The organism is Caulobacter henricii, assembly GCF_001414055.1.
Lineage (GTDB): Bacteria > Pseudomonadota > Alphaproteobacteria > Caulobacterales > Caulobacteraceae > Caulobacter > Caulobacter henricii.
Map to the genome: position 1 here is coordinate 2,793,772 of NZ_CP013002.1, position 21,026 is coordinate 2,814,797.

Annotated in this window: 15 protein-coding genes and 2 tRNA genes; 9 read left to right on the forward strand and 8 right to left on the reverse strand. The window is 65.2% G+C overall.

Annotated features, from left to right (window positions below):
- Positions 1-54 precede the first annotated feature (54 nt).
- Positions 55-1,590 (reverse strand): DHA2 family efflux MFS transporter permease subunit, encoded by a 1,536-nt coding sequence (locus tag AQ619_RS13045; protein WP_062148342.1) that lies wholly within the window; start codon positions 1,588-1,590, stop codon positions 55-57.
- Positions 1,591-1,790: 200 nt separating this feature from the next.
- Here AQ619_RS13045 and AQ619_RS13050 point away from each other — a divergent pair, with 200 nt between their 5' ends.
- Positions 1,791-2,843 carry a type III polyketide synthase gene (locus tag AQ619_RS13050; RefSeq protein ID WP_062148345.1) on the forward strand — a complete coding sequence of 351 codons (1,053 nt, stop codon included), beginning with the start codon at positions 1,791-1,793 and terminating at the stop codon, positions 2,841-2,843.
- Positions 2,840-3,358, forward strand: coding sequence for an isoprenylcysteine carboxyl methyltransferase family protein (locus AQ619_RS13055; RefSeq protein WP_062148348.1), 519 nt, complete (start codon positions 2,840-2,842; stop codon positions 3,356-3,358). The genes AQ619_RS13050 and AQ619_RS13055 overlap by 4 nt, the downstream gene beginning before the upstream one ends.
- 26 nt (positions 3,359-3,384) lie before the next feature.
- Here the strand turns inward: AQ619_RS13055 and AQ619_RS13060 are convergent, their stop codons facing one another.
- The 3 genes from AQ619_RS13060 to AQ619_RS13070 form a co-directional block, all read right to left on the reverse strand.
- Entirely contained in the window at positions 3,385-3,774 is a 390-nt protein-coding gene (locus AQ619_RS13060) for a DUF305 domain-containing protein (RefSeq protein ID WP_084746021.1), read from the reverse strand.
- Positions 3,775-3,904: 130 nt separating this feature from the next.
- Positions 3,905-4,297: a GNAT family N-acetyltransferase gene (locus AQ619_RS13065; protein ID WP_207205004.1), complete on the reverse strand. Its 393-nt coding sequence runs from the start codon at positions 4,295-4,297 to the stop codon at positions 3,905-3,907.
- Between the two features lie 70 nt (positions 4,298-4,367).
- The gene (locus AQ619_RS13070; RefSeq protein WP_062148357.1) at positions 4,368-5,027 is read right to left on the reverse strand and encodes an alpha/beta hydrolase; all 660 of its coding nucleotides are present in this window, start codon (positions 5,025-5,027) and stop codon (positions 4,368-4,370) included.
- 754 nt (positions 5,028-5,781) lie between these two features.
- Between AQ619_RS13070 and AQ619_RS13075 the strand changes: the two genes are divergently transcribed.
- Complete coding sequence (locus tag AQ619_RS13075; RefSeq protein ID WP_166504244.1) at positions 5,782-6,888, forward strand: tyrosine-type recombinase/integrase; 1,107 nt, start codon at positions 5,782-5,784, stop codon at positions 6,886-6,888.
- Between the two features lie 39 nt (positions 6,889-6,927).
- On the opposite strand, the gene AQ619_RS13080 is transcribed toward AQ619_RS13075, so the two are convergent.
- Positions 6,928-7,001 (reverse strand) — tRNA-Gln (locus AQ619_RS13080).
- Between the two features lie 151 nt (positions 7,002-7,152).
- Between AQ619_RS13080 and AQ619_RS13085 the strand changes: the two genes are divergently transcribed.
- The 3 genes from AQ619_RS13085 (at position 7,153) to AQ619_RS13095 (ending at position 10,691) form a co-directional block, all read left to right on the forward strand.
- Positions 7,153-7,229: transfer RNA gene (locus tag AQ619_RS13085), tRNA-Pro, on the forward strand.
- A 127-nt stretch (positions 7,230-7,356) separates the two neighbouring features.
- Positions 7,357-9,144 (forward strand): signal peptide peptidase SppA, encoded by a 1,788-nt coding sequence (gene sppA, locus AQ619_RS13090; RefSeq protein WP_062148362.1) that lies wholly within the window; start codon positions 7,357-7,359, stop codon positions 9,142-9,144.
- An 80-nt stretch (positions 9,145-9,224) separates the two neighbouring features.
- Positions 9,225-10,691 carry a tetratricopeptide repeat-containing sulfotransferase family protein gene (locus tag AQ619_RS13095; RefSeq protein ID WP_062148366.1) on the forward strand — a complete coding sequence of 489 codons (1,467 nt, stop codon included), beginning with the start codon at positions 9,225-9,227 and terminating at the stop codon, positions 10,689-10,691.
- A gap of 141 nt (positions 10,692-10,832) precedes the next feature.
- On the opposite strand, the gene AQ619_RS13100 is transcribed toward AQ619_RS13095, so the two are convergent.
- Positions 10,833-13,976 (reverse strand): TonB-dependent receptor, encoded by a 3,144-nt coding sequence (locus AQ619_RS13100; RefSeq protein WP_062151663.1) that lies wholly within the window; start codon positions 13,974-13,976, stop codon positions 10,833-10,835.
- 614 nt (positions 13,977-14,590) lie between these two features.
- Between AQ619_RS13100 and AQ619_RS13105 the strand changes: the two genes are divergently transcribed.
- On the forward strand, positions 14,591-15,001 hold the full coding sequence (locus AQ619_RS13105) for a TIGR01244 family sulfur transferase (protein ID WP_062148369.1): 411 nt from the start codon (positions 14,591-14,593) through the stop codon (positions 14,999-15,001).
- Positions 15,002-15,049: 48 nt separating this feature from the next.
- Here the strand turns inward: AQ619_RS13105 and AQ619_RS19140 are convergent, their stop codons facing one another.
- Positions 15,050-15,190 carry a hypothetical protein gene (locus tag AQ619_RS19140; RefSeq protein ID WP_166504245.1) on the reverse strand — a complete coding sequence of 47 codons (141 nt, stop codon included), beginning with the start codon at positions 15,188-15,190 and terminating at the stop codon, positions 15,050-15,052.
- 59 nt (positions 15,191-15,249) lie between these two features.
- On the opposite strand from AQ619_RS19140, the gene AQ619_RS13110 reads away from it, so the two are divergent.
- Positions 15,250-16,140 carry an MBL fold metallo-hydrolase gene (locus AQ619_RS13110; RefSeq protein ID WP_062148372.1) on the forward strand — a complete coding sequence of 297 codons (891 nt, stop codon included), beginning with the start codon at positions 15,250-15,252 and terminating at the stop codon, positions 16,138-16,140.
- Between the two features lie 3 nt (positions 16,141-16,143).
- Here the strand turns inward: AQ619_RS13110 and AQ619_RS13115 are convergent, their stop codons facing one another.
- Positions 16,144-19,002, reverse strand: a complete 2,859-nt coding sequence (locus AQ619_RS13115) for a long-chain-fatty-acid--CoA ligase (RefSeq protein WP_062148376.1) — start codon at positions 19,000-19,002, stop codon at positions 16,144-16,146.
- Between the two features lie 238 nt (positions 19,003-19,240).
- Here AQ619_RS13115 and AQ619_RS13120 point away from each other — a divergent pair, with 238 nt between their 5' ends.
- Positions 19,241-21,007, forward strand: a complete 1,767-nt coding sequence (locus AQ619_RS13120; protein ID WP_335338037.1) for a response regulator — start codon at positions 19,241-19,243, stop codon at positions 21,005-21,007.
- Positions 21,008-21,026 lie beyond the last annotated feature (19 nt).

Below are 21,026 nucleotides of genomic sequence, written 5' to 3' on the forward strand. Positions count from 1 at the left end.
TGCCCGACATACGTGCTCATTGACCCGGCTCGGTGCGGGGCGTCATCCACCGATTCAATCAGCCGCGGTGCGCCGTGCCAGCGGAACGGCAAGCAGTACCGCCAAGGTCAGGAGGGCGATCATTGCCCAAGCCTCGTTGATGGCCTGCACGAGCGCCAGTTGCTGCACCATCGGCGCCAGGATCGCGACGGTGTCGGCGTCGGCCGGGCCTGGCCCTCGCGCCATGAACAGGTCCAGGGGTATGCCGACAGCCTTGGCCGTTTCGAGGTCGCCGGCCTCCAGGCGCGCGGCGATCTCCCGGCCCAGCACCGGCGCGCGGCCATAGATCACCGTGTCGATCAACGCCAGGCCGATGGTGCCTCCGAGGTTGCGCATCAGGTTGAAAAGGCCGCTCGCGTCCGGCACGTGCTCAGCGGTCAGGTGACCCAGGGCCAGACGCGTCGGGGGTAGCAGGCAGAACATGATCGCCACCCCGCGCAGCAGTTGCGGCCAGAGCATCTGCGCGAAATCGGTATCGGCTGTCTGAAAAGCGCTGAGGCCAAGGCCGATGGCAAACAGCACAAACCCCGCGCCCGTCAGCAGGCGGGGATCGACGCGGCGCTCCAGCGCAACGGCGACCGGCGCGGTCATCAGTTGAGCGATGCCGGTCACCAGCATGATCTTGCCGATGTCGAAGGCATCATGGCCGCGAACAAAGGCCAGAAACACCGGCATCAGATAGACAGAGCCGAAAAGCCCTATGCCCAGAACAAAGCTCAACAGACAGCCGACCGCGAAGTTGCGGTCGCTGAACCTTCGCAGATCCACGATCTGATGAGACGCTTTAAGGGTCCGTAGTGTGAACAGCGCCCCAGCCGCCACGCTGACCGCGAGCAGTCCTATGACGAGGGGCGAGGCCCAGCCGCGTTGCGGCGCGTCCTTCAGCGCCAGAACCAGCGTCGCCAAGGACCCCGCCATCAAGCAGAGCGAAGGGAGGTCCAGCCGGCGTGCCTCGCCCAGTGCAGGGCGCCCGACCCTAAGCAGCCAGGCCGCCGCCAACGCGCAGGCCAGGCCTGGCCCGACGTTCACGAGGAAGAGCCAACGCCAGGAAAAGGTATCGGTGATCCAGCCGCCGACGATCGGACCGACGGTCGGGGCCAGGACGGCGAGCACCCCGGCTATGGTTGTAGCCACCGCCTGACGCCGCTCGGGAAAGAGGACGAAGACCGCCGAGAACACCGCCGGGATCAAGGTTCCGCCCGAAAATCCCTGCAGCACCCGCCATGCGACCAACGGGGCGAAGCCGTCGCTCGTCGCGCAGCCAAGGGACGCCAGGCTGAAGACGGCAACGGCTATGACGAACAGCCAGCGCATGGTCAGAAGGCGCGTCAGGAACCCGGTCAGGGGAATGGCGATCACTTCGGCGATCAGATAGGCGGTCTGGATCCAGCTCATCTGGTCAGGCGCGATCGATAGAGCCTGCTGGATGGTCGGCATTGCGGTGGCGACGATCTGGATGTCCAGGATCGCCATGAACATGCCCAGACACATGATGGCGAAGCCGCCCCAAACCTTGATCGGGACGCGGGCGGGATCGTCGAGGTCGGGCAAGGCGCGCTTCCGATGGCCGTGCAGGCCCCGGATGGGGCCCGGCTACGCCGCTTTCCAAATGCGGCGGCGACGGTGACGTTCCATCGTCGATGGCCACAACCGCATGGGCGGAACCTTGAGCGACATCGACCTGTTAAGCGAACGACCACTGACCGACGGGGCGTACGCACGCCGCGAGCGCCTGGTCGGAGAGACGCCTCATGTCAGCCCCCGTCGCCGTACTCTCGCTTGCCACAGCGTCTCCGCCCCATCAGATGCCGCAGGCGCAGGTCGCCGAGGTGGCCCGAAGGCTCTTTGAGGACAAGTTTCCGCAATTTGATCGGATGGCCAAGGTGTTCGACACTGCGGGGATCGCGACCCGCCAATCGGTTTTGCCGATAGACTGGTACCTGCAGCCGCGATCCTGGCCTGAACGTACCGAAGCCTATCTTCGCGGTGGGGTAGATCTGTTCGTCGACGCCGCTCAAGCCGCGCTCGACGAAGCCGGACTGAAGGGCGCGGATGTCGACATCATTGTCACCGTGTCTTCGACCGGAATCGCCACACCAAGCCTTGAAGCGCGCGCCATGGCGCGGGTCGGCTTTCGCCCGGATGCGGCGCGGGTACCGGTCTTCGGCCTGGGTTGCGCCGGTGGAGCTACGAGTCTGGCTCTGGCAGCTCGGCTGGCCAAGGCCACGCCTGGAGCGGTCGTCCTTTTGGTGATCGTCGAGCTGTGCACCTTGGCCTTTCGGCTTGAGGACCTTTCCAAGGCCGACATCGTGGCCACGGCGCTGTTTGGCGACGGCGCAGCTGCGGCCGTCCTGCGCTGCGACGAGGGCGGGTTCGCGCACGTAGAGGGCATGGCCGAACACACCTGGCCCGATACGCTGGACATCATGGGCTGGCGCGTCGATCCGCAGGGGCTCGGCGTCATCTTCGCCCGTGCCATACCGCCTTTCGCCCGAGCCAACCTGCGACCGGCCATGGAGGAGATGCTGGCCAGTCAGAAGCTGGGTCTGGACGACGTCGATCGCTTCATCTGCCATCCAGGCGGCATGAAGGTCATCGACGCGATGGAGGCGGCCTTGTCGATGGGACAGGGGCGGCTAGATCATGAACGCGCGGTGCTCCGGGACCATGGCAACATGTCGGCCCCGACGGTGCTCTATGTCCTGGATCGGGCGCGCCGCGCCGGCCTTCCCGACAGATCGGTGGTCACCGCCCTGGGCCCAGGCTTCACCTCAAGCACCGTCACCTTGAGGTCGGCGGCATGACACTTTCGATCATCGTCCTTGGCCTGGTGACCGTCCAGAGACTGGGCGAGCTTGTACTGGCCAATCACAATACCCGACAACTGATGGCTAGGGGCGGGGTAGAGACCGGTGCGGGCCACTATCCGATCATCGTCATCCTGCACGCAGCCTGGCTGGCGGGACTGTGGCTGCTGGCCTGGGACCGACCGACGAACCTGCCGCTTTTGACGATCTTCATTGCGCTGCAACTGGCCCGGGTCTGGGTGATCGCGACGCTGGGTGATCGCTGGACCACACGGATCATAACTTTGCCGGGCGCCGACCTGGTGCGACGCGGGCCCTACCGTTTCGTATCGCATCCCAACTACCTCGTCGTAGCCGCCGAGATAGCGGTCCTTCCGCTGACGTTTGGATTGGTCGGCTTTGCCGTCCTGTTCTCGATCCTGAACGCGGCAGTCCTGTGGGTTCGCATTCGGAGCGAAGGGCGCGCGCTGGTGTCAGCCAGCGAGGATGTTCTCGGCACACCTATGGTGTGACGCGGGGCCAGGAACACCGGGTTTGGTCAGCCGCCGTGCTTGCGCACATAGGACTGAAGGTCGGCCTTGGCCTTGGTGTTTTCGTCAATCGCGGCCTGGGCTAGCTTGCGGGCTTCAGGGTCATCGCCCGTCTTCAGAACGCTCTGGCTCATGTCGATGGCACCCTGGTGGTGGGCGATCATCACCTTGGCCCAAAGCAGATCAATGTCCGGCGCGCGAGCCGACATCATTCCCCGGCTCATGCGCATGCCGTCGGACTTCAGCGCTTCTGCGCCGGCCTTGTCGCTGGGTGTTTTCATTTGCGGCTGGGCGGCCATGCCAGGCGTTCCATGGCTGCTCATCGATTGGGCCTGGACTGCGCCGGCCGTCGCGCTCAGCAAGGTTGTCGCCAGTAGTGCGTGAACGAGCCTGCCCATTTCAAAATCCTTCCAGCCGGGGACCAAGCGGTCCTGAGACTGTAGAGCGCCACTGCGGCATTGGTTGCGCTTGGGCCCCAGCCTTTCAAATCATCCACCCGACCGAGGTCAGGGAGTCCGCTGCTGGCGATCAGTTTCGCTTTCTCAGCGCGCGGGTGAAAACCTCGCCGCTTTCGACAAAACCCGTGGCCAGACAAAATGGGCGCAGATCCCCGGGCCCGACCGGCGAGTCAAGCACAAGCTCGCCGCACCCTGCAGAGCGGGCGGCCTGGGAGGCGGCCTTGAGAAGCAGGCGCGCGACCCCGTTTCGACGCCGGTCTGGATCGACGAGGAGCATGGAGATCCACCCCACCTTAAGGTCGGCGGTCAGAACTGAATGCCAGTGCACCGCGATGACGCCTGACGGCGGGCCCCATTCATCGGCGATCAGCAGGACGCCGGGCTCGGCCTGAACGGCCTTCAGTCGCAGGGCAAGTTTGTCCCGGGCAAGAGTCAGGCCTGCGGTTTTGAGCAGTTCGGCCAAACCGTCCACGTCGCCAGTGTCAGCGGCGCGAATGGACAGGCCATAGCGGCTCGACATGGCGGTTTACCCCTCAGGCGAGGCAGTCGATCAGGAAACGCGCGCCGAGCTGGAGGCCGGGTTCATCGATGCTGTGGCCAAGGCCAGGCGAAACATGGGCTGCGACGTCGAAGTCCAGGCCCTTGAGCTGGAGCTGGGCCTGGTGCAGCGCTTCGACGGGCAGGACGTCGTCGCGGTCGCCGTGGACGAGCAGAATGGGTGGCTTGGTCACGACCTCGGCGGCCAAGGCGTCTGGGTCGGCCAGCATGCCGGAGAAGCCGATGATGCCGGCCAGGGCCTTGGCCCGGCGCGGCCCGACATGCAGCGCCATCATCGTGCCCTGACTGAATCCGACCAGGGCCAGCCTGTCCTCGCTGAGGCCATGGGCGGCGAGCTGGGCGTCGATATAGGCGTTCAGAGCCGGGGCCGAGACGCGGACGCCCGCCGCGCGCGCCGCCGGCGTCAGGCTGGTCAGGGACCACCATTGCCGGCCGTAGGGAACGCCGTCGCAGGGCTGGGGCGCGTCGGGCGAAAGGAACAGCGTGTCGGGCAAGGCAGAGGCCCAGTAAGGGGCCAGGTCGATCAGGTCCGCGCCGTTCGATCCATAGCCGTGCAGGAAGATCACCAGGGATTTGGCCGGGCCGCCCGAGATTGGCGACGCGCTGGGACCGTCAAGCATGGGGATCTGGGTCATGGCGGTTCCTGTTCGAGTAGGGAGATCACTATAGCCGCCTGGGCACGGCTGCGTCGCGCGCCAAGACTTAACCGGGGGATCCCAGGACAGCTTTGGCACCCTCCCCTTGCTTCCGCCTTGCCCAATCAGGTCAGAAGTGAATTAATACAATCTGGACGTGTTTCGCTTTTCGAGCTTACCTTTCGCTTCAATCTCGGTGAACGCGAAACGGTCCACCGAAGGGAGCGCGACGAATGGCTTTCCTTTCACCCCCGTCCAAATCGACGCTGACCCGGACATCAGCCCAGATTCCGGCCCATTACGTCGCCGGCCGGCCATTGCGGCGCCTGGCCGCAGAGCCGGTCGCATGAGCGCCCTGCCCGCCTCGATCCCTGACAACGCCGTCCGCATCCCGCCCGGCGACCGGCTGACCGAAACACGGACAAGTCAAGGCCACGACCGGCTTCTGCGCCTTGGAGGGGAGCGGACCATGAGCACAATTGTACTTCAGCCGCGCTCTGACTGCGGAAGAGGCTGCGGCCTCTATCGCCGTACCCAAGGCCCCTGGGTTCGCAAGGCTCGGGGAAGGTCAAGGTTGGCGTGTTCATGCACTACGACCGGTACGCCTTGGACGCCCTGGAGGCACATTCTGACGGGATCGGCACCCTGAACCCACCTCAGCAGACCGACACCGGTGTCGGCACCCCAGAAGACCCGGAGGTAGCCCTTGAACGGTTCCTTGCCCCTTAGAAAGCTGCTTCCCGGCGTGCATCGTGTGACGTTGCACTCAAAAACCTCAGTTTCAGAATATTGGTACGCTTGGCGCGGCGGTCCACGCATTCTGAGGGTCAAGGCGCGTAGTGACGATGAACTGGCCCGTCTCGTCGCCAAGGCTGCGCCGGACGCCATCCTGGCCTTCAAGGACCTTTCCTATAGCGGCGGCGACACCGTCACCCTCGATGACCTGATTACCCGCTACCTGATCGCCCTGCAGGCTATGGCCGGCGCGCCGCGCACCAAGCAGGACATGCGGGGCTACCTGGAGAAGATCAGAGAGGACCTCGGTGCCCTGGACATTCGGGCGCTGGAGAGCAAGCAGGCGCGCCTGTTTCTGATCAAATGGCGCGACAGACGCTCAGCCACGCCCAAGACGGCCGATCAATTGCTGGGCGCCCTGTCGAAAGTCATCCTGTGGGCGGTGGATCGCGGCGAACTGTCGAGCAACCCGATCGCCGACGTCAGAGGTCTTTATACACCCCCGGATCGCTCGGCGCTCATCTGGGAGGCCCAGCATCTGGAAATCCTCTTCAAGTACGCAAACCCTGCCTTTGTCAGCCTGGTGCAGGTGGCGATTCACACAGGCCTGCGACTTGGCGACCTGCGGAGGCTGAACTGGAGCGCGGTGGGGCGAGATGCCATCGTCTTCCAAACCGGGAAATCCAATCGCAAGCGCACGGTCGTGATTCCGATCACCGACCCGCTGCGGGCCATACTCGACGCCCTGCCGCGTTATGACTCGGTCACGGTTCTGAACTCCGCCCGTGGCCGGCCGTGGTCTGAAGGCGGTGTTGAAGGCGCGATCCAAGCCGCCAAGCGAAAGGCGCTGGCCGCGGCGCAGGCCGAGCGCGGACCCGACGCCGTCACCAGAATCCAGCACCTGCGCATCCACGACATGCGCGGCACGGCCGCGACCAATTTCATGGTCCATGGCGGCCTGGAAGACGAGGATATTGCCACCATCCTGGGCTGGAAACCGGACGCGGTCGGAGAGATCCGGCGCCGCTATATCAGCGGCCAGGCCATTGGCTTGGCCATCGTCCGACGGATGCGCGAGAACAGAGCCAGGGCTGAGATTGTAAAGGCCGCTGTAAAAACGGCCTGAGGGTCCCCCGAAGGGACGAGCTAAGTCTTTGAAAAGTAGTGGCTGGGGAACTAGGACTCGAACCTAGAATGACGGTACCAAAAACCGGAGTGTTACCATTACACCATTCCCCAGCAGGAACGGCCTAGCCCTTCCGGGCCCGACGAGGCGGTGGAGATAGCGCAGGAGTCGGCAGGATGCAACGGCGCTTTCAACTTCTTTTTCACGGGCCTGATTTGACCCTTGCGACAGAGCGATCGCGTCTCTATAAGCCGCCCTCCAAGTCGGAGTGTGGCTCAGTCTGGTAGAGCACTGCGTTCGGGACGCAGGGGTCGCAGGTTCAAATCCTGCCACTCCGACCATCTTCTCCCGTTTCAAAATCCTTTTTGTTTCCGTGACGTGCGGCTTATCGCCTGCGTTGCGCGCAGTTCATTTGTACGGCGGCGCGACTGCCGTTAGCCTGCGCGGAGTTTGCAAGCGGGATCGTCGATGAAGCAGTTCCTCCTGACCGTGGCCGGCGTATTCGTCGGCCTGGTGTTGTTCCTGGTCGGCGTACCCTTCCTGCTGATCGTCATGGCCGCCGGAGCCGCGCGCCCCGCGCCGGTTCCCGCCCATTCGGTCCTGCATCTGGACCTGCGCGGCGGCCTGACCGATCAAGCGGCCCAGAACCCCTTCGCCGCCTTCAGCGGCGGCGGCGGCGGCTCAGTGATGTCGGTCATCGAGACCCTGCGTCGGGCCGAGAGCGACGACAAGGTCAAGGCGCTGTTCGTACGTTTGCCCGAGGGCGGCATTGCCCCGGCCACGGCTGACGAACTGCGGCTGGCCTTCAAGCATTTCCGCACCGTCGGCAAGAAGCCGATCTACGCCCACAGCCAGGGCCTCTATCCCTCTGGCATGGTGACCTCGACCTATATGCTGGGCGCGGCCTCCAGCGAATACTGGATGCAGCCCGACAGTTCGTTCCAGGCGGTCGGCGTCGCCAGCGAGGCGATGTTCTTCAAGCGCTTCTTCGACAAGTACGGCGTCAAGGCCGAGTACGAGCAGCGCCATGAGTACAAGAACGCCGTCAATCCCTACCTCTACAGCGACTACACCCCGGCCCACCGGGAGTCGGCCCTCTCCTGGATGGGCTCGGTCTATCGCACGGCCCTGACCACGGCCGCCGCCGACCGCATGAAGGATCCCGCGGTCCTGATCCGCGACCTCGAGGCCGGTCCCTACAGCGCCCAGGAAGCCCAGGCCAAGGGCCTGATCGACCGCGTCGGTCAGGTTCATGACGTCCAGACCCTGGCCCTGTCACGTGCCGGCAAGGGTGCCAAGCTGATCGATTTCGATGACTATGCCGCCCGCTCAAAGCGGCCGACGACCAAGACTGGCCCGGCCATTGCCGTGATCGGTGCCGAGGGTCCGATCGTCACCGGCACCAGCGGCTCGGCCTCGCCGTTCGGTGGCGAATCCACCGTCTATTCCGACGACGTGGCCAAGGCCCTTTACGACGCGGCGGCCGACAAGGACGTCAAGGCCATCGTCTTCCGGGTTTCCTCGCCCGGCGGGTCCGACACCGCCTCCGAGCAGATCCTGGCCGCCGTCAAGGCCGCCAAGGCCGCCGGCAAGCCGGTAGTGGTCAGCATGGGCACCTATGCCGCCTCGGGCGGCTACTGGATCAGCAGCGCGGCCTCGTCGATCATTGCCGAACCCACCACCCTGACCGGCTCGATCGGGGTCTACGGCGGCAAGTTCGCCATCGGCGACGCCCTGGCCCGCTTCGGCGTCGACACCCGCCAGGTGCAGGTCGGCGGTGACTATGCCGGCGCTTTCGGAAGTGGCGAGGGCTTCACCGATGACCAGCGCGCCAAGTTCGCCGGCTGGATGGACCGCATCTATGCCGGTTTCATCACCCGGGTCGCCGAAGGCCGCAAATTGCCGCCCGAGCGCGTGCGCGAGATCGCCAAGGGCCGGGTCTGGACCGGAGAACAGGCCAAGCAGCTGGGCCTGGTCGACGAGTTGGGGGGCTTCTATCAGGCGGTCGACAAGGCCAAGAGCCTGGCCAATCTGAAGGGTGAGGTCCGGCTCAAGCCGATGAATGGCGGGCAGTCACCGTTGGAAGCCTTTGAACGCGCCCTCGGCGTCAGCTCGACCTCCATGCGGACCCTGGCGGCTTCGGCCTGGATCCTGGGAGACCCTCGCGCGGAGGCCATTCTCGACGACCTCGCGACCGCCCGACTTCGCGCTGCGCCCGGCGGTGCCTCGGTGCTGGCCGATACGCCGATCCACTAGACCTCGACGTGGACGGGGGACGGCGCTATGGCGTCGCCCCCCGTCAGCCGCTCTCACGACCCAGATCCGGATAGCCTGCCATGACCCCGAGCGCCTCTGACCTCCTGGCCGAGGCCGTGCGCGCCTTTCAGGCGCGTGACCGCGACTATGCCGCCGGCCTCCTGGCCCGCCTGAATGCCGAAGACGCCCCCCTCGGCGATGACTGGGGGGCCGTGGCGCGTCTGGCCGCCACGGTGGGCGAGGTCTCCGTCGCTCTGGCCGCCAGCCGCCGGCATGTGGCCCTCAAGCCCTATGACGTCGAGCGACGCCTGGCCTACGGGGCCCTGCTGGCGGAATGCGGTCGCATCGAAGGGGCCGAGAAGGCGACCCGCGCCTTCCTGCCCAATGCGCCCCGGGATGCTCGCCTGCACCTTCTGCTGGGCACCTGCCAGGCACAACTGGGCAAGACCGAAGCCGCCCTGGCCGATCTTCGCACCGTCCTGGACCTCGACCCGGCCCCGGCCCTCATCAGCGCCGCCTGGCTCGCCATCGCCGACCTGAAACGCTTCACCGCAGATGATCCGGACATCGCCACCCTGCAGGCCCTGATCCTGGCCACGGGCGACGCCACGCCCAGCGGGCTCTACTATGCACTGGCCAAGGCCCTGGACGACGCCGGTGAGGTCGAGGCCGCCTTCGAGGCCTATGAGACCGGAGCCCGCTCCGCCCGGGCCCTGAACCCGCCCAACCTCGCCGCATCACGCGACTTCGTCGACCAGGTGATCGCCGGCTTCACGCGCGAGAGCCTGGCCAAGCTGCCGCCCAGCACTGCGGACAGCGACCGGCCGATCTTTGTTCTGGGCCTGCCGCGCTCGGGCACAACCCTGGTCGAGCAGATCCTGGCCAGTCACAGCGGCGTCAAGGACGGGGCCGAGCTCAACCTGTTCCGAGCCGCGACCATGGCCCTTGGCGGCTACACGCCCTCCGATGTCTCACGCCTGGCCTTCTTCCCGGGTAGCGAAAATGTCTGGACCCTGTTTGGCCGGGTCTATCTGCACTTGCTCGACGAGCGCTTTGGCCCCGAAGGCCGGATTGTCGACAAGACCCTCAACCACACCCGCATGGTCGGGCTGATCCACCACGTTCTGCCGGGCGCCAAGTTCGTCTGGCTGCGCCGTGATCCGGCCGATACGGCCCTGTCCTGCTTCAGGAGCCACTTCGTCAGCGGCCTGAACTGGAGCTGGTCCCTGGAGGACATAGCGGCCCATTTTGCGGACGAGGACCGCCTGCACGCGCACTGGAGCGAGCAGTTCCCCGAGGCGATCCTGACCGTGCCCTATGAGGACCTTGTTCAGGATCCCGAGATCTGGATCGCCCGTATCCTCGAGCACTGCGGCCTGCCCTTCCAGTCCGGTGTTCGCGACTTCCACCTGACCGAACGGGCCGTGACGACCTCCAGCTCCAGCCAGGTTCGGCAACCGCTGAATGTCCGCGGCATCGGGGCCTGGCGACGTTATGAAGCCCACATGCGGCCGTTCCTCGACGCCTATGGTGGACATCCGGCCTGAGGCGAGCGGCGCTGCACAGAAAGAAAGGGCGGAGACCTCGGTCTCCGCCCTTTCTGTTTGTCGCTCCGCCAGTGCATCAGCCCAAAGAAAAGGGGCAGGCCTTGCGGCCTGCCCCCTGACTTGGTCGTTGATCAGGTCTGATTAGAAGACCAGATCGAAGCCCAGACGCACCGAACGCGGGGTCATGTAGGCCAGCGGGGCGCGATAGTTGACGTTGACCGCGCCGCTGTCCAGTTCGCCGAACTCGTTGGTTTCGACGGTCTTGCGCGTGTTGAACACGTTGAAGACGTCTGCGCGCAGGGTCAGGCCGTTTTCCGGCAGGAAGCCGAACGACGGAACCGTGTAGCGAGCCGACAGGTCGAGGCGATAGGTCCAGGGGTCGCTGAACACCGAACCGCGCGGCGAGGAAACGCCGTTGCAGTAGTGCGACAGAGCGCCATAGGCCGAGTTCAGGATCGGATCATTCGGGTTGAAGCCCATGCAGCCGTACTTGCGGCCCGAGGTCACCAAACCGTTGGCACCGACCAGGAAGCTGTCGGTCACCTGGTACGAACCGTACAGCTTCAGGACGTGCGCCCGGTGGTTGGGGAGCAGACCATAGGCACCTTCGGTCAGGCCGGGGGTGTCGAAGTCGGCGGTGATGCCGGCGTCGGTCTGGCCACCGGCGTAGTCGGTCTTCACGTAGCCTTCGTAGTTACCCTTCGATTCCGAGAGGGTGTACGAACCGTTCAGAGCCCACTTGCCGTCGAACGCACGGTCGAACTGCATTTGCAGGGCGATGTACTGGCGATCGACCTTCGGGTACTTCAGCTGCTCGGCGCTGAAGGTGATGGTGCGGACGGCGGTTTCACCCGGCAGCGGGTCCGACAGGACGATCGTCTGGGCCAGGCCCGGATTGATGATCGTGTACTGGTGGAAGCCGCTGAACACGTCTTCGCAACCGGCGATGCCCTTTTCCTTACAATAGGCCTGGACAGCGTAGTCGACCGACACGTCATCGGCGGCGCGCAGCGACTTGCGGAAGGTCAGCGTAGCGCCGGCTTTCCACAGCGAGTCGAAGCGGTGTTCGTAACCGAGGATGTATTCGTCATCGGCGGTCGACTTCAGGTCGCGGCTGATGTTCGAGACGAACGGCTGGATCGTGCCGTTGTTACGAACCGTACAACCCCGAACGCCCGCCGTACCGACGCCGCCCGGCAGACAGATGGCCGAGTTGGCGAAGCCGGTGATCTGGGTGCCAATGCCGGACAGCGGCAGGCCCGAGATCGGGTTGACCTGAGCGGTGTTAACCGTGGTCGTGCCCGGGACGTACAGCTGGAAGCCAGCCGGCAGCAGGAAGAACGAGCTTTGGTCCAGGATGGCCGAGGCCTGACGGTACGAGGTGTTCGTCGCGACCGGCAGATAGTAGCGGCCGTAGTTGGCGAAGATCTTGTTGGTGCCGTCGTTGGTCGGATCCCAGGTCGCGCCCAGGCGGAAGGCGATTTCGTTGTCGAAGTCAACGAACACGCCGCCCTTGACGCCGCCGACATCGATGCCGCGGTTCTGGAACTGGTCGCGGCGAACGCCCAGGTTCAGGGTCAGGTTCGGCAGTACATCCCACGAGTCTTGCAGGTAGATGGCCTGGTTGCGAGCCGTGTAGGAGCCGCCGCCGATGAAGGTGCGGACGTCCAGATAGTAACGACCGGCGGCAACGCCGCGCGGATCGGTGGCCGAACCTTCACGATAGACGTAGTTGCCACCGCCGTTGCGCTGCGACTGGTGGATCAGGGTCAGATCTTCGCGGTCGAAACCGGCGCGGATGTGGTGATCGCCCAGCAGGCTGACATAGATGTCGGCGTCAGCGCGGTAGAATTCGCGCGTGGTGGTGCGCGGTGCGTCCTGGCTGGCCGTGTTCTGGAAGCTGACCCGGCGGGTCGCGGTCGCGGCGGGCGAGCCGGCGCGGATCGACGACTGCACCAGCGGCGAGCCCGTCAGGGCCGACTTGGTGGCGTTGCGGTCCTTATTCAGGCCGTAGGCGGCCGACAGGGTCAGCCAGTCGGTGAAGCTGCCGGTGTACTTGGCGACGTAGCTGGTGGCGCCGTCTTCAAAGCGGGTGCCCGGCAGGACAGCGCCGTAGGTGTCGGCGGTGCCAGTGGCGCTATAGGTATAAGCGCGGCTGGAACGCTTGGTGACGCGCTGGGTGTCGATCAGCGTGAATTCCAGGTGCTGACGGTCGGTGATGTAACCGTCCAGCTTCAGGCCGTAGAAGGGGTCGCGGGCGACGTCGGTGTTGATCGAGCCGGCGGCCTTGGAGGCGTTGACCGACTTGTTGTCGCGCAGCTGGGCCAGACCGTAGAAGAACAGGCGATCTTCGATGATCGGACCGCCGACTTCAAAGACAACGTCCTTGTTTTCGACTTCGCGCAGCTTGCCGCGGGTCTGGTAGGTGTCCTTCTGGGCTTCGCCCAGGCTGTTCGGCGACCAGTTGCCGTGAACGGCGAAGGTGAAGTCGTTGGAACCCGACTTCGACACGGCGTTGACGATACCGCCGGTGGCGCGGCCGTATTCAGCGGCGTAACCGCCGGTCTTCACTTCAACGGACTTGTAGAACTCGAACGGCACGGTCGACGCGCCGATGTAGTTGTCGAAGTTCGTGATGTTCAGGCCGTTCAGGAAGAACGCGTTTTCAGCGACCGAGGCGCCGCTGATCGAGGTCTGACCGCGGAAGTTGGTCGACGAACCTTCGACGGTGCCGGGGGCCAGCAGGGTCAGGGCCGTGATGTTGCGGCCGATCGGAACCTGCTTTTGCAGCTCTTCGACGTCGATCGAGAGACCGGTCGTGGTCTGCGAGAAGTCGAGTTGCGGGTTGGCGGTGGCGGTGACGACGACTTCCGAAACGGTCGAGTCGGCCGAGGCCAGGGTGAAGTTGTAACCGGCTTCACCGCCGGCCTTGACGTTCAGGGCGCCGTCAGTGGTCGGCTGGAAGCCGTCCTTGCTGATCGAGACGGTGTAGGTACCGGCCGGCAGGGCCGGGCTGCGGAACTGGCCGCTACCGTCGGTGGTGAACGAACGGGTGAAGCCCTGGGCGTTCGACTTCACGGTCACGGCGGCGCCGGCGATCGGCGCACCGCTGCCGTCCAGCACGGTGCCGGCGAGGGCGCCGCTCGTATAGTCCTGGGCGCTTGCCAGGGTCGGGACGGCCGTGGCGACGGCCGTGATGGCCAGCGGCGCCGCGACCGACGCGAGGCCTGCCAGCAGCGTCGACGTCAGAAGACGTGCGCGAACGCTACCCTTTGTGGAATTCATGTTCATCTTATCCCCTCATGCGTGATGCAGCGCGACGACCGGACGGGCCCCTGAAGAAAACTTTCGTCCGGCGTGCGCGGAAATCCGCGCCAAGTGCACCACGAGATTACTGGTGTCCCGGAAAACATTTCCCCGGTTGGCGGGACGTTAGGAGCCATGACAGTTTTGGGTCAATTGGCATTACAAGCTCGTAACCCACATCGCGTCCTGCTGTCGCATAAACGCAACAGGCTGACCTCTTTCTGACCAAAGGGGCTTGGACCAAACGCCGCATCAACCCAAGTCATCGGTCCTTCTTAAGCTATGTGTCTGGTATAGCTGCCTAATTCCAGAAATGCCCAGTCGGTGAACGATGCTATCTCAAGGTTGTGCATCGCGGCAAATTCGACCTCGGCAACCTTGACTTTGCAGAAACGCTTCACAGGCTTTTGCTAGAAAAACGGTGTTTTCCACCCCATTTCCGATGAAGTTTTAATGAATGATTCCCGAAACTGGTCACTTCAAGGGCACATTCAGGCCTAAATGCACATTGCCACAGCGCTGCGGGCTCGTGATGATAGCCTCGAGGTCGAGCCCGAAGAGACGCGGCTGACCAGCGAACTGAGCGAGCCCCCATGAGCGACTTTCGACGCGTCACAGATTCCCTGTCCGTCAGCCCGCAGGTGACGGAGGCTGACATGGCCCGCGCTGCGGCCGAGGGATTCGTTCTGGTGATCAACAATCGCCCCGACGGCGAAGACCCCGGCCAGCCCTCAGGCGCGACCATCGAGGCGGCGGCTCGGGCCGCTGGACTGGATTATGTGCATATTCCGGTGCGCGGCAGCCCTGGACCTGACCAGGTCGCCGCCGTCCAGGAGGCTGTTGCCTCGGCTGCCGGCCCAATCCTGGCCTTCTGTCGTTCGGGGACCCGCTCGATCGTCACCTGGTCGATCGGCCAGGCCCTGTCGGGGGATAGTGACCGCGAGACCCTGGTTCGCCAGGGCGCTGACGCAGGCTATGACCTGTCCGGAGTCCTGCCCGCCTGAAATTGGCACGGGCCCCGGCTGAAGACGCCTTATGGTTATAGAGTGTGGCTAGTTCGAAACCCGTGCGGCCATCGCCGAGGGCTCGGCTTCACAACTGGCCAGGGCGAACTGAACCATGACAAGACACAGAATGGCGAAGGCCACGCGCTGAAGCCGTTTTGAGACAAAAATCGCCGCGTCCGCCACCATGGCACGTCCTCCCGGGGTTACTGGAGGGCTGCCCCGCAAGACCGGCGCCGGAGACCGTGATGATCCCCTTCGTTCGCGAGATCGAATTCGAGTACGGCCGTTGCGACCAGGTCTCGCCATTGATCCGGCGGGTCATCGCCCGAAACCCGGGCCCCTTCACCTATACCGGCACGGGGGTCTACATCATCGGCAGGGGTGAGGTGGCGGTCATTGACCCCGGCCCGGAGCTCGCCGAGCATCTCGACGCCCTGCTGGCGGCGCTCGATGGAGAGCGTGTGACCCACATCCTGCTCACCCACCACCATCTGGACCACTCCCCCCTCGCCCGCCCCCTGGCCGAGGCCACGGGGGCGACGATCTATGGCCGCGCGCCCGCGGCACTGGCGGCGGAGAGTCATGATGGCATGGAGGAAGGCGCAGACAGCCGTTTCAAACCCGAGGTCGAACTGACCGACGGCCAGATCCTCGCGGGACCCGGCTGGACGCTGGAGGCGATCACCACGCCGGGCCACACCTCCAACCACGTCTGTTTCGCGCTGAAAGAAGAGAATGCCCTGTTCAGCGGCGATCACATCATGGGTTGGTCAACCACGGTGATCACACCGCCCGATGGCAATATGGGCGACTATTTCGCGAGCCTGGACAAGGTCAGGGCACGGGGCTTTGACACCCTCTGGCCCACCCATGGCTCACCGGTACGGGACGTGACGCCCTTCATTGACGCCTATGTCGCGCACCGTCGGGACCGCGAGACCCAGATCCTCAACGCCCTCGCCTCCGGCCATGACCGGATCCAGGCCATGGTGCCTGTCCTCTACGCCGCCGTGGATCCGAGGCTTCACCCGGCGGCGGCCATGTCGGTCCTGGCCCACCTGCAACAGCTGGTCCGTGACGGCCGCGTGCACAGCGACGGCGCGCCGGACCTGGCCGCCGTCTACAGCCTGGCCTGAAACCTAACCCTTGATCGCGGTGAGGAGGCCCTGGATGCGCCGGCAGTTGCGTCCCAGGTCCGTACCGCCTTCTCGACCGATCGAGCGCATGTCGACCCGGGCTCCGGCGGCATCAGGGCGGACCCGGACCACCAGATCGTCGACCAGACCGTACCAGTAGCTCCGGCCCGTCGCCTCCAGCCGCCCGTCCATCGGATCATCCGTGATCAGGGTCAGGCCCGAGGCCAGAACCGCAGCCTTGGCCGCCTCATAGGCATCGGCCGGCGTCCGTTCCACCACCAGGGGCCGTGCGACGGGGCAGGTCTCGGCATTGACATCGGCGACCCGGCGGCCCGCAAACACGACCGAACCCACAGGCAGGCTGGGATCAGCCTCGACCGCCTGGGACGAGCTCCCGCGTGCGGCCAGGGCCGCATCAGAGAAGTCCAGGGGTGTCTTCCAGTCCGTGGCGACGTCATGCACAGGCGGGGCCTGCCCGCCCACGGCATTGACCCCCACCATGGTGGCGATCGTCGCGATGGTGATCACCAGGATCAGCACCACACGCTTCCAGAAGATCCCGAAGCCGACCATCAGGGCGATGATCAGCGACAGGGCCCCAGTGGCCACGCCCAGATAGGCGATCTTCGGGGCCCAGTCCTGAGCCATCAGGTTGTAACCGAGCGGCAGGTCCAGCAGGCCAAACTTGACCCCCAGAGCCCCCACCGCGACCAGCAGGCCTGGGACCAGGGCAATCAGCAGGGCCAGGTCCAGGAACAGCGGCACCCAGCCCGGTGCCTTGCCGGCCCGGGCTGCGGTCTTGGTCTCCGCAGCCTTGGCCCGGCGACGATCACCCGGCGTCAGAGGAACCGCAAAGGGCAGATCCTCGGCCAGGGCCGCGACCGGCGTGGCGACCGGGGTCGGTTCAGCAACGGGCTCATGGAGCCGCAGAGGCTGTTCCTCAGCGGCCTCATCGGCCAGCAGGCTGACCGGCTCGGCCTCGGGCCCGGCCGGAAGCTCACCCAGATCCTCAGGCGGCGGCAAATCCTCGGCTTCAACCGCGAGGACAGGAGTCAGAGCGATGGCGGCCGGGACGGTTTCGACGTGAACCGACCCGGCCTCAAGCTCCCCCGAGGCGATCGCCTCCACGTCGGGCGGCGTTTCTACAGGATCTGGCGCATAGATGCGGGCGGCCTGCCCTCCGTCGGCGGCGGCCAGGGTAGGCGCAGCGGCTACGGCGCTCGGCAGGACATAGTCCTTCAGGCGCTGGCGGATCAGTTTCTTGTCGATCTTGCCGGTGGCACCCAGCGGGATATCGTCGACGAACAGAACGTCATCGGGCATCCACCACTTGGCGATCTTGCCCTGCAGGAACTCGAGGAACTCTTCGCGGGTGGCGGTCTCGCCGTCCTTCAGCTTGATCAGCAGGATCGGTCGTTCGTCCCACTTGGGATGGGGCACGCCGATCACCGCCGCCAGGGCCGCCTTGGGGTGCCCCGCAGCGATATTCTCGATCTCGATGGTGCTGATCCACTCGCCGCCGGACTTCACGACGTCCTTGGCACGGTCAGTGATCTGCATGAAGCCGTGACCGTCGATCGTGGCCACGTCGCCGGTGTCAAAGAAGCCCTCGTCGTCGAGGATATTGCCGCCCGCACCCCGGAAATAGGCACCGGCGATGGTCGGCCCCTTGATCTTCAGATTGCCGAAGCTCTTGCCGTCGTGCGGCAGGCGCTGGCCGGCGTCATCGGTCAACTTCAGCTCGACACCCAAGGGGGGGCGGCCCTGCTTGAGGCGATAGGGCATCTGCTGGTCGTAGGGCAGCTTGACCAGTTCGTCCGTCAGCACAGACAGGGTGCCGACCGGCGAGGTTTCGGTCATCCCCCAAGCGTGCACGACCTCGACGTCGTAATCTTCCTGGAAGGCGCGAATGATGTGCTCAGGACAGGCCGCGCCGCCGATTACCACCTTCTTTAGAACAGGCAGTTTCAGGTCGTTGTCGCGCAGGTGCTGCAACAGCATCTGCCAGACGGTCGGCACGGCCGCCGAGAAGGTGACCCCCTCACTGTCCAGCAGTTCATAGATGGACGCGCCGTCCATCTTGGCACCAGGCAGCACCATCTTGCAGCCGGTGGCCGGCGCCGAGAACGCCACACCCCAGGCATTGGCATGGAACATCGGCACCACGGGCAGGATGGTGTCGCGCTGCGACAGTCCCATCACGTCAGGCTGCAGGGTGATGAAGGTGTGCAGGAAATTGGAGCGATGCGAATACATCACCCCCTTGGGATCGCCCGTGGTCCCCGAAGTGTAGCAGAGCCCGGCCGCCGTACCTTCGTCGAAACCGCCCCAGGCGCAGTCGGCGCCGTGGCTGTCGACCAGGGTCTCGAAGCAGTGAACGCCCTTGAAGTGCGGTGCCTCGCTGGCTGGCGCAAAGGCCGGCATGTGCTGGCCATCGGTGAAGACGACCACGTGCTCGATGCTGGGAACCTTGGGCAGGATCGCTGCCACGATCGGCAGGAAGGTCAGGTCGGTGAACAGCACCCGGTCGCCGGCATGGTCGGCGATCCAGGCGATCTGCTCGGGGAACAGGCGCGGGTTCAGGGTGTGGCACACCGCCCCGATGCCCATGATGCCATACCAGGCTTCCATGTGCCGGCCAGTGTTCCAGGCCAGGGTCGCGACGCGGTCGCCCGGCTTGATCCCCAGCGACAGCAGAGCGTTGGACACTCGCTTGGCGCGATCGCGGATGGCACCATACGTCGTCCGTACGATCGGCCCCTCGACCGACCGCGTGACGATCTCGCGGCTACCGTGCCACTGGGCGGCGTGGTCGATGATCTTGTCGACCGTCAAAGCCCCGTGCTGCATCAACCCCTGCATAGAACCTGCTCTCCCGAAGGCTTCTTGTTATGCGGGAGAAGCTACCGGTCAGGACCGGTCTGTGCAACGCGCCGCGCGCGCAGAGCGAACGCCTGTTTGATGTCAGAACAGTTGGCTGGCAATTTTCAGTCATGCCAGCGCCCGCGCTGATCCGTCGCAGGCCGCTCAAGGTCCGGACTGACCTTCTCGGGGTATCCTGCGCTTCGGGGCAAACTGAGTCCTCGGGCGGGACGATTCGTTGCGCGGATGGCAATCTCTCTGGGCCGATGAGCGGCTGGACGAGGTGGCGATGGACACCCATCGCCTGTTGCTCCCGCGCGTGATCCTGGCCGCCTTGACGGCCACGGTGATCGGCGGTGCCCTGGGTCTGTCCTTCGCCTTGACCTGGCTGAGCGCACTATTGGCCTGCGAGGGTCTGGCCAGACTTGTGACCCGAAGGTTTTCGCCCGGCGTCCCGGGCTCTTTTGCCCTGCGCGCAGGCTTTGTGCTGGCCGCCCTGCCGATCAACATCACCTGGGCGTGGCTGGCTGCGACGCTGTGGCTGTCCACCACCGCCGATCTGAAACTCACGGCCGTGGCCATCTGGGCCGGTCAGATCGTCTATACCCAGAACTTCCGCCACCAGCCCTGGACCCTGATCGCCGTCAGCGGGGTCGCGCCCCTGACCAGCCTGATCCTCTTTCCATTCTTCTTCTATGGCGCTCAGGGCACAGGCCCGGACACGGCGCGCTGGGGCCTGTTGATCGTGGCGCTGAGCACGATCAACACCATGATCGCCAATCGTGCGGCCGCCCGCCGGATGGACGAGTTGACCCACCGCCTGCGCGAGGAGCGCGAAAGGGCCCTGGAAGCCACGCGCGCCAAGTCCACTTTCATCGCCGTGACCAGCCACGAACTGCGCACCCCGATGAACGGCCTGCTGGGCATGGCTCACGCCCTGTCGCGATCCGATCTGAACGAGACCCAGCGCGAGCAGGTCGGCCTGATGATCCGGTCCGGCGACAGTCTTATGCAGCTGCTCAACGACGTTCTGGACCTGTCGCGCATCGAGGCGGGCAAGGTCGAGCTGGTCCCGGAGCCGTTCAATCTGGAAGACGCCGTCCACGACATCCTCAATGCCTGGCGCGACGTCGCTGTCCTCAAGAATATCAAGCTGACGACCCGTTTTGATCCGGAGGTTCCCACTTGGATCCTGGGGGATGTCCTGCGGGTACGGCAGGTCCTGACCAACCTCATTTCCAATGCGCTGAAGTTCACCGTCACCGGGGGTGTCGATCTGCAGGTCTATTCACCGCGACCTGCTGTCGACGGACAGCACGCCATCTTCTTCGCCGTGCGTGACACCGGTCCGGGTGTTCCCCCCGAGGCGGCGGGGCGGGTCTTTGAAAGCTTTACCCAGGCCGACGACACGATTTCCCGCAGTCATGGCGGCGCCGGACTGGGCCTGACGATTTCGCGCGCCCTGGCCCGCCAGATGGGAGGCGACCTGACCCTGGCCCCTTCAGAGTCGGGGGCCTGTTTCGTGCTCAGCATCCGGGCCCCCGGCGCTGAGCCGCAAATGCCCGCGGACCTGGTGCGTGGCAGCGAACCCTGCATGACCTCGGTGCGGATCCTGATGGCCGAGGACAACACCATCAACCAGTTGGTCGTACGGGCGATGCTGGAAGCCACCGGCCTGTCCCTGACCGTGGTCGACAACGGTCAGCAAGCGCTCGAGGCCATGGCCCGCGGCGGCTTCGACTGTGTGCTGATGGACATCAACATGCCCGTCATGGACGGCATTACGGCCTTGCAGGCGATCCGGTCAGGGACGGCAGGAGACCCGAACCTGCCTGTTATTGCCCTGACAGCCTCGACCATGGCCGGCGACCGCGAGCGCTTTCTGAACCTCGGCTTCAGCGACCACCTGGGCAAGCCGGTCAAGCCGGCCGCCCTGATCCAGGCTATTGAGCGGGCGATCAGCCCGGATGGGTCCGGGCGCAACGCCCTGCATGACGCGGCCTGAGGCCGGCCGACCTGCCAGG

What these genes read in the sequence shown, in the direction of transcription:
- AQ619_RS13050 (WP_062148345.1), top strand. Translation starts at nt 1,791, where the DNA reads ATGTCAGCCCCCGTCGCCGTACTCTCGCTTGCCACAGCGTCTCCGCCC.
- AQ619_RS13055 (WP_062148348.1), top strand. Translation starts at nt 2,840, where the DNA reads ATGACACTTTCGATCATCGTCCTTGGCCTGGTGACCGTCCAGAGACTG.
- AQ619_RS13060 (WP_084746021.1), bottom strand. Translation starts at nt 3,774, where the DNA reads ATGGGCAGGCTCGTTCACGCACTACTGGCGACAACCTTGCTGAGCGCG.
- AQ619_RS13070 (WP_062148357.1), bottom strand. Translation starts at nt 5,027, where the DNA reads ATGACCCAGATCCCCATGCTTGACGGTCCCAGCGCGTCGCCAATCTCG.
- sppA (WP_062148362.1), top strand. Translation starts at nt 7,357, where the DNA reads ATGAAGCAGTTCCTCCTGACCGTGGCCGGCGTATTCGTCGGCCTGGTG.
- AQ619_RS13095 (WP_062148366.1), top strand. Translation starts at nt 9,225, where the DNA reads ATGACCCCGAGCGCCTCTGACCTCCTGGCCGAGGCCGTGCGCGCCTTT.
- AQ619_RS13100 (WP_062151663.1), bottom strand. Translation starts at nt 13,976, where the DNA reads ATGAATTCCACAAAGGGTAGCGTTCGCGCACGTCTTCTGACGTCGACG.
- AQ619_RS13105 (WP_062148369.1), top strand. Translation starts at nt 14,591, where the DNA reads ATGAGCGACTTTCGACGCGTCACAGATTCCCTGTCCGTCAGCCCGCAG.
- AQ619_RS19140 (WP_166504245.1), bottom strand. Translation starts at nt 15,190, where the DNA reads ATGGTGGCGGACGCGGCGATTTTTGTCTCAAAACGGCTTCAGCGCGTG.
- AQ619_RS13110 (WP_062148372.1), top strand. Translation starts at nt 15,250, where the DNA reads ATGATCCCCTTCGTTCGCGAGATCGAATTCGAGTACGGCCGTTGCGAC.
- AQ619_RS13115 (WP_062148376.1), bottom strand. Translation starts at nt 19,002, where the DNA reads ATGCAGGGGTTGATGCAGCACGGGGCTTTGACGGTCGACAAGATCATC.